Here is a 15220-nt window from a genome sequence, read left to right as displayed (position 1 = left end):
AAGGAAAACCTTTAAAACGATTCGATAGAAAAGGGGCAAGCATCCGTGGAATTTCAAGCCGATGCGATTGATCGCGTCATTAAAAATACCATCGACGTGATGGAGAGCAGCAAGTATCAGATTTTTGAAATATTGCAGGTTGCGCGTGATGAACTTGCTGCACTCAACAAAGAACTGCAGCGGGTCATGGACGAAACGGATGAGACATTGAAAAAAGTAGACAAGCTGGAGCTGCAGTATCATCGCTCCAGAATCCGGCTGACAGAGGTCAGCCGGGACTTTGTCCGCTACTCGGAGAAGGATATTCGTATTGCCTATGAGAAGGCTACGGAGCTACAGCTCGAACTCATGATGACGCGTGAGCGAGAGGTCTATCTTCGATCAAGACGTGATGAATTACAGATGCGAGTGCGCAGTGTCGAAAATTCTGTAGAGCGCGCAGAGTCAATTGGTTCGCAAATGAGCGTAGTGCTCGAATATTTGTCGGGAGAACTAGGTCAGGTGACGAGAATTGTCGAATCTGCGAAGAATAGACAGATGATAGGACTCAAGATAATCCTGGCTCAAGAGGAAGAACGGAAGAGAATTGCCCGGGAAATTCATGATGGTCCTGCTCAAATGCTGGCGAATCTAGTCCTTAGGACGGAAATTGTAGAAAGAATGCTGGTAAAGCAGGAATTTGGGTTGGTGCAGGACGAAGTAATAGATTTGAAAGGACAGGTTCGATACAGCCTGGAAGAAATGCGTAAGGTCATCTTTAATTTACGACCGATGGCTCTCGATGATTTGGGATTAATTCCGACTTTGCGGAAATATGTGCATGATTTTGAGGAGAAGACGAAGCTGAGGACGACCTTGGAAACCAGAGGTCAGGAACATCGACTATCTTCAGCCATGGAGGCAGCGGTATACCGATTGGTCCAGGAAGCTTTGTCTAATGCAGCTAAACATGCCTACCCGAGTTTCGTATTGGTAGAGATTACTTACCAAGCGCAGTTAATTAAGATTGTGATTAAGGATAATGGATTAGGTTTTAATGTGCAGAAATTAAAAAATCCGCAGGGCAATCGTGAAAGCTTCGGGCTAGTAGGTATGCGGGAACGTGTAGAGCTGCTTGAAGGCAGAATGGAAATCATATCAGCCGAGAATCAGGGGACAACAATCGTGATCCACATTCCGACGAACGTGGAGAAAGGGAAGGAGTAATGTGATGGAGAACTTAAACTCTACTAAAACGCCCATTAAAGTTCTTTTGGCGGATGATCATCAGCTTTTTCGTGAAGGGCTGAAACGTATTTTGAATATGGAGGAGGATATCGAAGTCATCGGTGAATGTGGTGACGGTATCCAGGTATTAGAGTTCTGTAACGGAACTAAACCAGACATCGTACTGATGGATATTAATATGCCTATTGAGAATGGCGTGGAGGCCACTCAAAAACTGCGGGAGATGTTCCCGGAGGTTAAGGTAATTATTTTATCGATTCATGATGATGAGAGTTATGTGTTTGAAACCCTTCGTAAGGGTGCCAATGGTTATTTATTAAAGGATATGGAGGCTGAATCCCTTATTAATGCGATCCGTTCGGTCTGTGAGGGACACGCTTTTATTCATCCAAAGGTTACCGGAAAGCTAATCAATCAATTGCGGCGCATGACTTACCTTAATGAGACTGGAGTAGCTGCTGATACGGTAGTGAAGGAAGCCGGTGTTAAGTTTGTGGCCGGTGACAACAATCCTCTAACACGTCGTGAAGCAGAAGTACTGCGGCTGATGGCGGAAGGTAAGAGTAACAAAATGATCGGTGAGTATTTATTTATTAGTGAAAAAACGGTCAAAAACCATGTGAGCAGCATTTTGCAAAAAATGGAAGTTGATGATCGTACGCAAGCTGTAATTAACTCGATCAAATATGGTTGGGTAACCTTATAAGAATATTTACAGATTTACGGTACATATAGGAATGAATTCAAGGAGAGCACAGCTTGTTCCTTTAAAATATAAGAAAGTATAAGTTTCACTCCATACTTTATGTCTTATATTTCTCGCTTAAACGCTTACCGTCCTTGCAAGGACGCCGAAGGCGTTTATGCTTGATAGGAACTCTGGGCAGTCACCGACCTTTTAAAGCCGGCATATAGTGTTGGTATACAGAGGAGGTGCATCTCCATGGTAGCCCAGTTGATATGGATTGCGGCTGTTTATGTATCCGCTGCAGTGATTATTCATATGCTGCATAATCGGCAGAAGGTGCGGCAGACACCGCAGTCCGTGAAATGGATTCATTATATTTTGATTACCCGCAATCATGCATCTGTTGTGGAATGGTACATTCGGGCGCTGACATTTCAAGCATGTTTAACCGGAAAACGATTTCGAGTAACGTTCATGGATGATGGCTCGAGCGATGGAACCCTTGGAATTGTTTCCAGGCTGGCTGATAGTGGCTGCTCTATCGATCTTGCAACATCTATGTACACTTTTCAGGTGAGTGAAGAAGAGTTGCAGCAACAAGGGATTGTGGTAGACTTGCGGTTGTCAGGGCAGTCTGTTTCGTTGCCTTTTATGGGGATGGCAGGAAGTAGGGGATGCGAATCAAAGCGCGACAGATTTTAAGTGAATATGTGAGTAACGGGTGAAGCACACTCTCCAAGAAATGGAGGAGTGTGCTTTTTGCGTTTGGCGGTAAGGGGAGTGTTGTGGGGGAGAGTGATTTATGGTGAAAGTTAAGGAGGCGGATTTTATGCGAGCGGCTGTGTATGCCTTGGAATGTAGAGGGATCTGGAGTATTTGGATTTCTTTAGATCTTACAGTAGATAGATGGTGGTGGTCTGGCGCTGGACCGGAGCGTCAAGGCAGAGGCTTAGTAACGGTGGACAAACTGGTCTTATTATCTCCTGTACTGCCGCTGGGGTGGGCGGTGAAGCTCCGCGATTATTTTAAACAAAGGGGCGGAATGAGGAACTGGGGGGCTAAGGAGTGGGGTCAATACGTAAGCAGTGTTCTTGAGCCTGAGTTGAAGGAGGAAAGGGAAACAGGAGGAATGGGAAAGGAAGAGTGCCTTAGTGATGGGGTATCGCTATGGCGACCTTATGAATTAGGTTGGGTAATAGAACAGGGTAAGAAGAACATTGATAGCAGAAGTTACAGTAGAAGAAATGATCTCGATTATGCTTTGCTTGAATCGGAGGCAGAACAACTATCGTGGGCTGTGGCCGGCCGCTCTTTACTGCAGCCGGAAATTGAGGCGCTGCTGGCAGAAGGATTGCCAGAGCTGACAGGTCGTTGGCGCCAGGCGGCACAACTGGCGCATTTGCAGGGGCGGCTGCAACTGACAGCTGCCGTTGGTAGTCGCGCCCCGGCTGAGCTTGGGGCGTGGGCCCGCCAGCTCCCTGCGGGCGCTGGCGCTCTGGCGCGTGCGGCGGCTAGGCTGCCGCACGTATTGTGGCGCGGCGCTGTCGCCCGCCGCGCGGTTTCGCGCTGCCTGCGTTGCGGCAGCGCTCCCACCGGCCGCACGGCATGCGCCGCGTGCGGCCTTATGGGCTGCGCCTATTGCGAGGCCTGCCTCGCACTTGGGCGCAGCCGGGCTTGTGCGCTGCTGCTGCGCAGTGCAGCGCTTCCGGCCGTGCGGTGCACGGCCGCCCTTGACCCCACCGCGGCCGCAGGTCGGTGGGGGCTCAGCCCAGCGCAGGCGGGAGCCGCTGGCGCTGCGCTGGGTTTTCTGGCGGAGCGGCGCGAGCACTCCGCCAAACCGTGCCCAGAGCGGTTCCTGCTCTGGGCGGTGACGGGAGCCGGGAAGACAGAAATGATCTTCCCGCTCCTAGAGGCCGTGCTCGCCGCCGGTGGGCGGGCGCTCGTAGCGACGCCGCGACGCGACGTCGTACTCGAGCTCGCTCCGCGGCTCGCCAAAGCTTTCCCGGCGGAGACTCTCGCCGTGCTTTACGGCGGCAGCGCAGAACGCTGGGTGAGTGGTCGCTTAACGCTCGCGACCACCCATCAGCTGCTGCGCTTCCATCATGGCTTTGATCTCGTTATCATAGACGAGCTGGACGCGTACCCCTATCACAATGATCCTATGCTGGCTTATGCCGCTGAACAAGCCTGTAAGGTAGATGGCTCTTTTATCTACTTATCAGCTACTCCACCACAAGAAATGCAGCGGTTGGTCCGGTTAGGCAGACTTCCACATGCCAGAGTACCTGTTCGCTTCCATGGTCATCCCTTGCCTGTGCCACAGCATCTGACCATGACATCCGTTCAAACATGCCTAAAGCGTGGGATGTTACCTAGATCTCTCATACATACGCTTCGTAAGTCGCTCGAGCGCGAGGCGCAAATCTTTTGTTTTGTGTCGCGTATTGCACATATTGAAGGATTACTGGTTCTGCTTCGTCGGAGCTTTCCCGGCGTAGTTATCGAGGGTACTTCCTCCAAAGATTCCTTCCGGGCAGAGAAGGTAACTGCTTTTCGCGACCGGGCTATCTCCCTATTAGTAACGACTACGATTCTGGAACGAGGAGTTACAGTCCCACGCAGCGATGTATTTATTTTGGATGCGGATAGCGATCTTTTTGACGAAGCCTCCTTGGTTCAGATGGCTGGACGTGCCGGGCGATCTAAGGATGATCCTGCTGGGCGTGTTGTATTTGCCTCTCCCCAATGGACCCGATCACAGCGAGGAGCGATCTCCCAAATCCGTACTATGAACATCATCGCTCGCCGCAAAGGATACATTAGCAAGGAGGCGCCGAGATGAGCTCTCTGTTCTCATGGTTAACCAAATCTCGGGCACTCTTGTCCCCTTCCGTAACTCCATGCTTAACCTGCGGCAAGCGTAATCCTGGATCCTCACAATTTCCTGGAGTTTGCAGAATATGCGTAGAATCCATTCCTTGGATAAGTTCCCCTCGTTGCATGAAATGTGGTCGGCATGTGGGCTGTCCTGACTGTACCCGCAGTAGTGAACCGTCACCGATTATTTGTAATCGGAGTGCAGTGGCCTACACTAGTGTTATGCGAGAATGGTTGGGTCAGTATAAATATCGCGGGAATGAACGGTATGCCCCTTTACTAGGCCTCATGCTGGATAGAGCCTATCTAACCCTAAAAAAAGAGAAGCAGAGCGCTCTTTTATCCCGAAAACCATCCATCATCCATCGTTCTTGGTCTGCTGATTTGTTAGTGCCAGTGCCTGTCAGTGATGCCCGGCTTATGGAGCGAGGATTTAATCAAGCGGAAAGATTGGCGGATGTGCTGTCTAGACGTAGAAAGGTCCCACAGCTTCCGCTGCTAATCCGTACACATCATACGGGAAAACAGAGTTTTAAGAGCCGAGCGGAACGACTAACGGATATGAAGTACGCTTTTGTGGAGAATCCGGCAGTAACAAAACAATTTGCGGATTGGATGAATAGTGAGGTATCTCTAAATCGTCCTCTTCGGATTATTATTGTTGATGATATTTATACAACGGGCAGTACCATTCGTGCGTGCGCTGAGATCATACAACAAATGGGTTCAGATTATGGTTATACGGTAGAGGTGTATAGCCTAACTTGGGCACGTTCCTGAGGAGAGCGAAATGCATGATTGTGAACAGCCCATTCACTTTTTGAAGAGATCCATGCCCGTAATAGCGTTTCTTCCGTCCCATAGACGAATTCTTTGCAATCATGTAATCTAGGAGCATAAGGATATTATGCGTTGTACAGAATGTACGGAGAGGAGCGGCTGCTTGTTATGAATCTAGACAATTGTCCAAGGTGCGGCCGGTTGTTTGTTAAGAATCTTATGGGGTTGTGCCAGCCCTGCATCAAAGAGCTGGAGCATGAATATGAGATCTGCGTGGATTATTTGCGGGAGAACAAAGGAACCAACATTCAAGAGTTGTCCGATGCTACAGGAATTTCGATTAAGGAGATCACCCGCTTTATTCGAGAGGGCCGGATATCTATAGCTAACGCTCCTAATATGATGTATCCCTGCGAGGTGTGTGGAACGCTGATTCGCGATGGGCATATGTGTGATAGCTGCCGTTCTCGGCTAAGGAAGGATCTCTCCAATGCCGCCAAGGAAAGTGCTGCTGAGGATTCTACCAAAAAGACAACAGACGGTGCATATCGTGCCATAGACAAGTTGCGTGACCTATAAAATCTGCAAAAAAACGTTTGCAGCTATAAAGAATGTTTCAGTCTACGCCGATAAACTTAGTAAAGATTATCGGCTTTTTTATATTAGAAGGAAGGTGAAGTTATGAAAATTAACGAGACCGGACGAATTAACGCGATGAATCCGTATCAACGCAGCGCGGATGCGCAAAGGCAGGAACAAATGAAGAAAAGTTCACGCAAGGATGAGGTTTCGATCTCTGATGAAGCAATTCAGCTCTTGCAAGCACAAAATTCTGGTAATGATGCTGAACGTGCGCTTAAGATCGACAGTTTAAAGCAACAGGTCTCCGCAGGTACCTATCAAGTAGATGCAGCTAAGCTAGCAGAGAAACTCGCCCCTTACTTTAAGCAATCCTCCGAGAATTAGGTGAAACCATCCATGGCATTGACGACATTAATAGAACTATTGGAGCGGCTGGACGAAGTGCATAACCAAATGCTGGAGCTGGCCGCTGAGAAAAAACAGACGATTATGGACAACAAGGTGGATGCCTTAATCGACATCCTGAACCGTGAGTCCAAGCTAATGAAGCTGATTGGGCAGCTCGAGGAACAGCGAATCGCGGCAGCGTATACCGTTCTACAAGGCGTAGGTATTCGTTCCAACCTGAACCTGAACCTAACTGAGCTGTCCAGACTTATATTTGACCCTGAAGACAAGGCACGACTGCTGCATATTCAGCAGAAGCTTTCTGGCACTTTGCACCGCTTGAAAGAAGCAAATGAGCTAAATCAGAAGCTGATAGAGCAGTCGCTTACTTTTATAGATTATTCTTTGGATCTGCTGGTCGGAAGACCGAATCAGGATATCACTTATCATCGTCCGTCCGATAAGGGTAATGGCGTGAATCGGTCGGGGATTTTTGATGCACGAGGCTAGAATTGTACTGATGAAGTGTTCTGTCAGAGCAGAACATAAGGAGGAGTAAGCAGCATGACATCCACATTTCACTCGATAGAGACGGCGAGACGCAGCCTTTTTACTCAGACCGCAGCTCTTAATACGACTGGACACAATATCGCAAATGCGAATACCGAGGGTTATACTCGTCAACGTGTAAATATGAAGGCTGCTTTACCTATTGAAGCATACGGATTTAATAAATCTACCGTTCCTGGTCAAATGGGTACAGGGGTGGAATTCTCATCTATCGATCGGATTCGGGAAATGTTTCTGGATGATCAGTACCGTGGTGAGAATTCTGCTTTCGGTAACTGGAAACTTCAAGCAGACACGCTCTCTAAGCTGGAAGCCATCGTTAATGAGCCATCGGATACAGGTATCCGTACCGTTCTAGATAACTTCTGGAAATCATGGTCTGACCTTAGTAAAAACCCTGAGGATCCTACTGCTCGTAAGATTGTAGTGCAAACTGCACAATCTCTGACCGATGCCATGAATTATATGAGCACGCAATTAGATAATCTCGATCGGGATCTAACTACTAATATTGACGTTAAAGCAAAAGAGGCTCAGGGTTACCTGACCGCTATCGCAGACTTGAATAAATCGATCTATAAGATCGAAGGTATGGGCGATCAAGCGAATGATTTACGCGATCAACGTGATCTGATGGCAGACAAGCTATCCAAAATTGCTAATATTACCGTTGTAGAGACGGAAGCTGGTTATAACGTTTCTCTGGGTGGACAGCCATTGGTAGAGGGTGGAGAAGTTACTGCAACCGTAGATAGTGCATTTCTTAATAATGCTTATGCCGCTGGAACTTTGAAGGGCGGCGAGGCCTACGGAATGATTTTCTCCAAAAATACTTATGTTACCGACTACAAGAAACAACTAAACGATATGGCTAGTACGATTGCTACTGGTGACGTTGAAATTACAATACCGGCAGGTTCTAATCTTCCTGAGGGTACCATGTTAACTAATGATGCTAAGATTACTCAAGCGGATGGTACTGTAGTTACTTTGGCCGCTGGTCAGGCAATGCCTAAGGGAGCAACGATGTATGAGGACGCTAAAACCATTGTCAAAGGACTGAACGGACTTCACAAGTTAGGTTATGCGATGGATGGAAGCTCAGGTCGTGATTTCTTTGTAACCTCTGGTGACGCTGGAACGATCAAGTTGAATCCGGAAATTGCTGCAGATGTTAACTTATTCGCAACCTCATTGCGCACTACTGTAGATGCAGCTGGCAACACACAGGTCGTTAAAGGAAATAACACCCTGGCGCTCTTGCTGACAAACCTGAAGGATAGTAAATTCACTACGCCCGACGGTAAAGTTAGCAATACTGTGGGTGGGCTTCTAGGCTCTATGGTTGGCCAATTGGGTATTCAATCGCAGGAGGCAGCGCGTCAAACTGATAACTCAGATTATCTGGTAGAGCAGGTTAACTCCCGTCGGCAATCTGTTAGCGGAGTATCGCTAGATGAAGAAATGTCGAATATGCTAGTGTTCCAGCATGCTTATAGTGCCGCAGCACGTTTTATGACTACTTTTGATGAACTGCTCGACAAATTGATTAATTCCACCGGCACAGTCGGCAGATAAAAGGAGATATAGCGTATGTTGAGAGTAACCTCTAACATGATGAATTCACAGCTTCTGCTTAACCTAAACCGCAATGCACGTACAATGAACGACACACAATTACAGCTTTCAAGCGGACAAAAAATCAACAAGCCTTCCGATGATCCGGTAGGGATTACGTATTCCCTGCGCTATCGTGCGGAGCTTTCTTCTAACGAGCAATATACTAAGAATGTAGATAGCGCTCTTTCATGGCTGGATTATAATGATACCGTCCTAGGTCAAGCCGGAGATGTTGTTCAAAAGATTCGTGAACTGTCTGTACAGGCTGCGACAGGGACTAATCCACAGTCAGCACTGGACAGTATTAATGCCGAAGTGATGCAGTTAAAAGACCAACTTGTGGATATTGCAAATAGTACGTTGAATGGTAAATATATTTTTAATGGTGAGCAATACAACACAAAACCTTATGATTTCACTAAAGGTGCAGATGGCACTTATGATGTATCTAAGGCGATTACAACAGATACCGGACAGATTCAGTTTATTGTAGGTGATGATGTTCGTATGCCTATTAGTACGACTGGCAATGACGTATTTGGTAATACTGGGGATGCTGACAATTTGTTTGCAATCATTAATCAATTATCAGTTGCTTTGAAATCCGGTGATTCCAAAGGAATATCGGCACAACTTGGTTTAATTGATACAAGGATGGAAAAAATTCTGACGGCGCGCTCTGAAATAGGGGCCAAAACCAACCGTGTGGAATTAATGCAGGATCGGCTTAGTGATTTAAATGTAAACTTAACCGATCTCCAAGCGAAGACAGAAGATGCAGACTACGAAGGTTTGATTATGAACTCTAAGATTCAAGAGAATATCTATAATGCCTCCTTATCTGTAGGTGCGAAGATTATTTCAACATCTCTTGTGGACTTTATAAGATAACGGAGGTGGTTCTCGTTGCTTCAGCCGATACTGCAAATCCGTCAGACACCTGCTGTAATTGGAATTGATGCTGATCCGGGCACATACTCAATAACCCAGCCAAAGGCTGAGGTCAATGTTACAACCACTCCGGGGCAATTAACGGTTCAATCCACTCGGCCTGAGCTTACTGTAGATCAATCTCGAGCATGGGAAGCTTATAATGGCGGGAAGATGCTCGATATGAATAGACGGATTTACTCTGGAATTCAGCAGTTGTATCTTCAGGGCATTGCTAGAAAGGTCGAGCAAGGGAATCGTATGGCTCAGTTTTTCAGACCTGGTAACACAATTGCAGAAGTTTACGGCACGGATACCCAGCCCAACTCGTTTCCTGAGATTCGCGGTCCAGCATCATATGACAATGTAGATATTCATATCGAAACGAGAGCCCCGCAAATCGAATTTCGAGCCGCAAAAGTGGATATTCAGGTGGAGAGACGTAATCCAGAAATTGAATATACCCGTGGGAAGTTGAACATATACATGCAGCAATATGCTTCGATTCAGTTTATTCCACCAGAACTGAATGTTCAGTTGTAGCTTCTTAAGCTATAGATGTGCCGGAAAGCGCCTCTATAGCTTTTCTGTTATTTAGAATCCGAATGAAGTAAGTTAAGAACCAGTTTTGCTATGCAGAACTTTTGAGGAGTGAACAACTTGATTATAGAAACACTGTCTTGGGGCAAACTTGAAGTGAACGAGGAACAGCTTTATCATTTTTCTAAAGGAATCCCAGGATTCGACGAAGAAACAGATTTCGCATTGATAGAAATGGCTGAATCTCCCTTCTGGTACTTGCAGTCAGTGAAGAACGAAGGATTATCCTTTCTGCTTGGTGATCCGTTTATATTTTATCCCTCCTATGAATTTGAACTGCTGGATGATGAAGCTGAAGAGCTCCGGATTGGTTCGAATGTGGTTGTCCGTTGCATCATTACGCTGAAGGAACAAGTTGAGCAGTCTACAATCAATCTGCTGGCTCCCATTGTATTGAATCCTGATGGTAAAGCGGGTAAACAAATTGTTCTACACAGAACAGCTTATCACACCAAGCATAGCCTGCTGCAAGAGCAGCCAGCAATAGACGGAAAGGATGGTGGATAATATGCTCGTGCTTTCCCGCAAAAAAGGGGAGTCCATCGTCATTCAAGATCAGATTGAACTAACGGTCTTAAGTGTGGAGGGAGATACGATTAAAATAGGCATTGCCGCTCCCAAGCATGTCGATATTTTCCGTAAAGAAGTATATCTGTCTATACAGGAAGCAAACCGTGAATCGGCTGCTCCGTTGCAATCGGATCTTAATGCGCTGATTCATCGGCTTCGCGTACCCAATGGCAATAACGAATAAGTGTCTACAAAACTCATTCCTGGGGCTGCAGCCTCAGGTTTTTTTGTGATATAGGCAGATTCTCCAAGAAATTTTAAAAAAACTTCGAAATGCTCTAAACAGTTGGGTACATGTCGTCGATATATGTAGTAGACGCTGATCCGGCAGGGCGGCCGACCTTAATGGTTCGGCGTTTACCACATGGATGTGGAACTAACTTAATTTCAGGGAGGAAATATCAAATGATTATCAACCACAATATCGCGGCTTTGAACACTCATCGCCAACTGTCTACAAACACTGCCAACACTAACAAAAATATCGAGAAACTGTCTTCCGGTCTTCGCATCAACCGTGCAGGTGATGACGCAGCTGGCCTGGCAATCTCCGAAAAAATGCGCGGTCAAATCCGCGGTTTGGATCAGGCTTCCCGTAATGCTCAAGACGGTATCTCTTTGATTCAAACAGCTGAAGGTGCTTTGAGCGAAACTCACAGCATCCTGCAACGTATGCGTGAGATCGCAGTGCAATCCGGAAACGATACTAACAACGACCTGGACCGTGGAGAACTTCAAAAAGAAGTTAGTCAACTTGTTGATGAAATCGATCGTATCTCGAACACAACAGAATTCAATACTAAGAAACTATTGAATGGTAACCTTGGAGCTGCAAGAACTGCAACTGCTGGAGTAGTTGAAGGACAAGCTAACTTCAAAAGTTCTTCTACTGCTAATATCACAGGAGCAACCGGTGTTCTTACAGGTAATAAAGTTGGTACACATGAAATTACGTTCTCAACAGGTGTTGCTGGTGAAGTAAAAGGAACAGCTTCTAACTTTAATGGAACAGAAACTCTTGCTTCTCTAGGCATTACAGATGTGGCGGGTCTAGCAGTAGGTGATGCTGGCGCTGAAACTGGACTGACAGGTATTAACCTTAACAGTACTGTGGCAGATTTAATGAATGCAATCACTACACAAACGAATGCTAAGGCTGAATTAGTAGATGGTAAATTGGTTGTTTCCAGCAAGGCAGCTTCAGCTACTGCACTTAGTATTAAGCAAACTACTCCATCTGCAACAGGAGCAACTAATGTTTTGTTCGGAGCAGCAGCCCCAGCTTCGACCAATCACAGCACAACTGCTCTTACAGTAACAGATAAATTCACAGATGCATCTGGTAATGTATCCACTACTGTGGACAGATCCGGTAAAGTTGGAACGGCTGATATCGTTTACAACGGTCTCACTATTAAGAGAGGTGCAGCTGATATAGCTGGTGGAGACAAGCTTGTTGTCGATGGCCTGAAAGCTAAGGATGCTCTTGCAGCAAGAACTGACAGCTCCGCTACTTTCCAGATTGGTGCCAATGAGAACCAAACAATGAAGCTTGACATTGAGGATATGTCTTCTAAAGCGCTTGGTCTTACTATTGGAGGAGAAAAAATCAGCATCGCTACTTCAGCAGATGCTTCCAAAGCTATTACTACAATTCAAAGCGCTCTTGAAAACGTATCTGGTGAACGTTCAAAACTGGGTGCTGTTCAAAACCGCTTGGAACACACCATTAACAACTTGGGAACTTCTTCAGAGAACTTGACAGCTGCTGAATCCCGTATCCGTGATGTAGATATGGCTAAAGAAATGATGCAGCAAACCAAGAACAACATTCTTGCACAGGCTTCCCAAGCTATGTTGGCTCAAGCGAACCAACAACCGCAAGGCGTTCTGCAATTGCTTCGTTAAAATTAATTCTGCTTTGTTCTGGTCCTGGGGATATCCCTGGGGCCTTTTTTTGTTTTGGTAATCAATCTGCTGCTGGAAGTGTTCTTTTTTTTGCTTGACAGGTTAAAGTCCTAAATTATCCCTCAAATAAACCGATATATAGTATAAATCGAGCTTTGTTGGAGGTCGAATTAATGAATATACAATTCTCGCTTACTGCTACTCCCAATATAACGGGACAGAGCGGAGCCGCAGACAACAAGCAAAATACAGGTGCGGGGTCACAGGCTAGTAAAACATCTCTGATCAGAGACACCAGAGATATGAGTGCAAAAGAAATGCAGGGAGTAAACGTGTCAATTGCCGAAAAACAACTCATCCGTACAATTGAACAGGCGGTAAAATCATTACAAGGACCATTGACCACTCTGGAGATTTCAATTCATGAAAAGACGCATGAAATTATGGTGAAGGTACTCAATAAAGACACTGGTGAGTTGATTCGTGAAGTTCCTCCAGAGAAAACGCTGGATCTTGTAGCCAATATGATGGAGATCGCCGGGATTTTGGTAGACGAAAAAATATAACATTATGGGGGTGTTGTTTTGGTTACACGAGTAAACGGATTCTCGGGAATGGATATTGACAGTATGGTCAAGAATATGATGAATGCCAAAAGAGTGCCACTTGAAAAACTTAATCAAGATAAACAGCTTCTGGAATGGAAGCGGGAAGGTTATCGTGAGTTGAACAGTAGGCTCTATGATTTCCGGACTAATAAACTGGGAACTAAGTATGGTAGCAGTTCCGCACTAAATGCTAATAAGGCAGTTGTCACAGGAAATACAGATGCGGTAAAAGCTGAGGCAACGTCGATGGCCAATGGAATTGAAATGAAGATCAGCGTTACTCAATTGGCGACCAGAACGACCTACTCAACACCTGGACTAGGTCAGGGAATAACAGGGTCTACATCATTAGCTAAGCTAGATAATGTTGATCTGTCAGTCATGACCCCAAAAGAAGTGGAAGAGTATCTGAATAAAGGGTTTGATATTAAAATAAATGGTGCAGATTTTAAAGATAAGAATGGTAAGTCGCTTTTTAATGGCAGAACATCCATTTCTACATTGGTAGCAACAATTAATTCAAATGAAAAAGCAAATGCGATTGCAAGTTTTGATGAGATTACAGGAAAGTTAACAATTTCTGCAAAAGATAGTGGTGAGGGTGGAACTGTAGAAATTGTTAATCCCACGCAAGGGAACTCATTAATTGGTCTTTTTTCTAAAACAAAAGTTGTTGAAACAAATGGGTTGGAATCAACGATAGATGCATCTATAACAACAATGGGACAACTGCAAAACTTAACTGTGGAAGAAGCTAATTCGAAGAAATACAATTTTAGTATTAATGGAAAGTCCTTTAATTTCGAGGCAAACACTACAATTGCTAATTTGGTAAAGGAAATTAATGATCAGGTTGGAGCTAATGTTATAGCTAGTTTTGATGGGAAAAAATTAAAAATTGTAGGCAAAGATGATGGTGCAGTAGTAATGGGCGGCGGTTCCTATGAGCTATTAAAGATGTTTAATGGGACAGTGCCAAAAGTAATTGGAAATGATGCTATTGAGAAAGTCATAGATGGGAAGAATGCAAAAGTTACTATCAATGGTGAAAAACTTGATAATATAAAGAGTAATACTTTCACAATTAATGGTTTTCAACTCACTTTGTTGAAGGCGACTGTTGTAAAGGACAGTGGTGGAACAGAGATTGATACCCCCCTTATAGTAAAAAATCAATCTGATCCAGAAAAAGTTTTAGAATCCATCAAGGGATTTATAGAAGATTATAACGATTTGATCAAAATGCTCAACACAAAAGTTGATGAGGCCAAGTTCCGAGATTTCAAGCCATTGACGGACGAGCAGAAAAAGGAATTGAAAGAAGATGATATAAAAAGCTGGACAGAAAAAGCAAAGAGTGGGCTCTTCAAAAATGACGATATCATGAAAACTGTTTTGTCTGAGATGCGCATGGTTATTACTCAACAACTCGGTCCACTCGGTGCGCTTGGTATTACCACAGGAAAGTATATGGAGAACGGTAAATTAATACTTGAAGACGAAACAAAGTTGAAGAAAGCTATCAGTGCCAATCCTCAACTTGCTTTAGATTTGTTTCAAGGTCCAGCAAGTGCTTCAGATTCTGGTTTATTTGATAAGTTAGCTGCTAATATGACAAGTGCGATTCAAAAAATCTCTGATCGAGCTGGTACTAACAGATTTACAATGGACCTGACTAGTAGTTTCAAGGAAGAAAGTGTCATGGGAAGGACACTAAAGGATTATAATAGAAGAATCGGAGTTATGAATAAGAATCTCGTTAATGCTGAAAACCGCTATTACAAACAGTTTACTGCCATGGAAACAGCAATGAGCAAGTTGCAATCCCAGTCCTCCAGTTTACTCTCCAGCTTAGGTCTATCATCATAATAGT

At 45.1% G+C, this 15220-nt stretch carries 16 protein-coding genes; all 16 read left to right on the top strand.

Translation table 11 applies throughout. From position 1 onward, the window contains the following. Window positions 1-45 precede the first annotated feature (45 nt). The gene (locus MHI27_RS28685; protein ID WP_042131343.1) at window positions 46-1206 is read left to right on the top strand and encodes a sensor histidine kinase; all 1161 of its coding nucleotides are present in this window, start codon (window positions 46-48) and stop codon (window positions 1204-1206) included. Window positions 1207-1210: 4 nt separating this feature from the next. Further along, the gene (locus MHI27_RS28680; RefSeq protein WP_042131342.1) at window positions 1211-1933 is read left to right on the top strand and encodes a response regulator transcription factor; all 723 of its coding nucleotides are present in this window, start codon (window positions 1211-1213) and stop codon (window positions 1931-1933) included. Between the two features lie 237 nt (window positions 1934-2170). Beyond that, window positions 2171-2617 (top strand): glycosyltransferase family A protein, encoded by a 447-nt coding sequence (locus MHI27_RS28675; RefSeq protein WP_405175179.1) that lies wholly within the window; start codon window positions 2171-2173, stop codon window positions 2615-2617. A gap of 127 nt (window positions 2618-2744) precedes the next feature. Beyond that, window positions 2745-4757, top strand: a complete 2013-nt coding sequence (locus tag MHI27_RS28670; protein ID WP_405176813.1) for a DEAD/DEAH box helicase — start codon at window positions 2745-2747, stop codon at window positions 4755-4757. Next, window positions 4754-5572, top strand: a complete 819-nt coding sequence (locus MHI27_RS28665; protein ID WP_405175178.1) for a ComF family protein — start codon at window positions 4754-4756, stop codon at window positions 5570-5572. The genes MHI27_RS28670 and MHI27_RS28665 overlap by 4 nt, the downstream gene beginning before the upstream one ends. 168 nt (window positions 5573-5740) lie before the next feature. Then, window positions 5741-6151: a TIGR03826 family flagellar region protein gene (locus MHI27_RS28660; protein WP_076285720.1), complete on the top strand. Its 411-nt coding sequence runs from the start codon at window positions 5741-5743 to the stop codon at window positions 6149-6151. 102 nt (window positions 6152-6253) lie between these two features. Next, entirely contained in the window at window positions 6254-6538 is a 285-nt protein-coding gene (gene flgM, locus MHI27_RS28655; RefSeq protein WP_042192418.1) for a flagellar biosynthesis anti-sigma factor FlgM, read from the top strand. A gap of 12 nt (window positions 6539-6550) precedes the next feature. Beyond that, window positions 6551-7051 carry a flagellar protein FlgN gene (locus tag MHI27_RS28650; protein WP_042192416.1) on the top strand — a complete coding sequence of 167 codons (501 nt, stop codon included), beginning with the start codon at window positions 6551-6553 and terminating at the stop codon, window positions 7049-7051. A gap of 54 nt (window positions 7052-7105) precedes the next feature. Beyond that, window positions 7106-8689: a flagellar hook-associated protein FlgK gene (gene flgK, locus MHI27_RS28645; RefSeq protein ID WP_405175177.1), complete on the top strand. Its 1584-nt coding sequence runs from the start codon at window positions 7106-7108 to the stop codon at window positions 8687-8689. A 15-nt stretch (window positions 8690-8704) separates the two neighbouring features. Beyond that, window positions 8705-9622 carry a flagellar hook-associated protein FlgL gene (gene flgL / locus MHI27_RS28640; RefSeq protein ID WP_405175176.1) on the top strand — a complete coding sequence of 306 codons (918 nt, stop codon included), beginning with the start codon at window positions 8705-8707 and terminating at the stop codon, window positions 9620-9622. A gap of 15 nt (window positions 9623-9637) precedes the next feature. Then, window positions 9638-10204, top strand: a complete 567-nt coding sequence (locus tag MHI27_RS28635) for a DUF6470 family protein (protein WP_405175175.1) — start codon at window positions 9638-9640, stop codon at window positions 10202-10204. 117 nt (window positions 10205-10321) lie between these two features. After that, the gene (locus tag MHI27_RS28630; protein ID WP_341115460.1) at window positions 10322-10768 is read left to right on the top strand and encodes a flagellar assembly protein FliW; all 447 of its coding nucleotides are present in this window, start codon (window positions 10322-10324) and stop codon (window positions 10766-10768) included. Between the two features lies 1 nt (window position 10769). Next, window positions 10770-11015, top strand: coding sequence for a carbon storage regulator CsrA (gene csrA / locus MHI27_RS28625; RefSeq protein WP_341115999.1), 246 nt, complete (start codon window positions 10770-10772; stop codon window positions 11013-11015). A 221-nt stretch (window positions 11016-11236) separates the two neighbouring features. Next, window positions 11237-12739: a flagellin gene (locus tag MHI27_RS28620; RefSeq protein ID WP_405175174.1), complete on the top strand. Its 1503-nt coding sequence runs from the start codon at window positions 11237-11239 to the stop codon at window positions 12737-12739. Between the two features lie 173 nt (window positions 12740-12912). Further along, window positions 12913-13305 (top strand): flagellar protein FlaG, encoded by a 393-nt coding sequence (locus tag MHI27_RS28615; RefSeq protein WP_341146575.1) that lies wholly within the window; start codon window positions 12913-12915, stop codon window positions 13303-13305. Between the two features lie 18 nt (window positions 13306-13323). Beyond that, window positions 13324-15216 carry a flagellar filament capping protein FliD gene (gene fliD / locus MHI27_RS28610; protein WP_405175173.1) on the top strand — a complete coding sequence of 631 codons (1893 nt, stop codon included), beginning with the start codon at window positions 13324-13326 and terminating at the stop codon, window positions 15214-15216. Window positions 15217-15220 lie beyond the last annotated feature (4 nt).

It is taken from the genome of Paenibacillus sp. FSL H8-0261 (assembly GCF_045040645.1).
In the GTDB taxonomy this organism is placed as follows: Bacteria; Bacillota; Bacilli; order Paenibacillales; family Paenibacillaceae; genus Paenibacillus_AQ.
This window is presented reverse-complemented; position numbering and strand designations above follow the sequence as displayed.

Bases quoted from the DNA above. Each gene is read 5' to 3' on its own strand.
- MHI27_RS28680 (WP_042131342.1), top strand. From the start codon at position 1,211: ATGGAGAACTTAAACTCTACTAAAACGCCCATTAAAGTTCTTTTGGCG.
- MHI27_RS28675 (WP_405175179.1), top strand. From the start codon at position 2,171: ATGGTAGCCCAGTTGATATGGATTGCGGCTGTTTATGTATCCGCTGCA.
- MHI27_RS28670 (WP_405176813.1), top strand. From the start codon at position 2,745: ATGCGAGCGGCTGTGTATGCCTTGGAATGTAGAGGGATCTGGAGTATT.
- MHI27_RS28665 (WP_405175178.1), top strand. From the start codon at position 4,754: ATGAGCTCTCTGTTCTCATGGTTAACCAAATCTCGGGCACTCTTGTCC.
- MHI27_RS28660 (WP_076285720.1), top strand. From the start codon at position 5,741: ATGAATCTAGACAATTGTCCAAGGTGCGGCCGGTTGTTTGTTAAGAAT.
- flgM (WP_042192418.1), top strand. From the start codon at position 6,254: ATGAAAATTAACGAGACCGGACGAATTAACGCGATGAATCCGTATCAA.
- MHI27_RS28650 (WP_042192416.1), top strand. From the start codon at position 6,551: ATGGCATTGACGACATTAATAGAACTATTGGAGCGGCTGGACGAAGTG.
- flgK (WP_405175177.1), top strand. From the start codon at position 7,106: ATGACATCCACATTTCACTCGATAGAGACGGCGAGACGCAGCCTTTTT.
- flgL (WP_405175176.1), top strand. From the start codon at position 8,705: ATGTTGAGAGTAACCTCTAACATGATGAATTCACAGCTTCTGCTTAAC.
- csrA (WP_341115999.1), top strand. From the start codon at position 10,770: ATGCTCGTGCTTTCCCGCAAAAAAGGGGAGTCCATCGTCATTCAAGAT.
- MHI27_RS28620 (WP_405175174.1), top strand. From the start codon at position 11,237: ATGATTATCAACCACAATATCGCGGCTTTGAACACTCATCGCCAACTG.
- MHI27_RS28615 (WP_341146575.1), top strand. From the start codon at position 12,913: ATGAATATACAATTCTCGCTTACTGCTACTCCCAATATAACGGGACAG.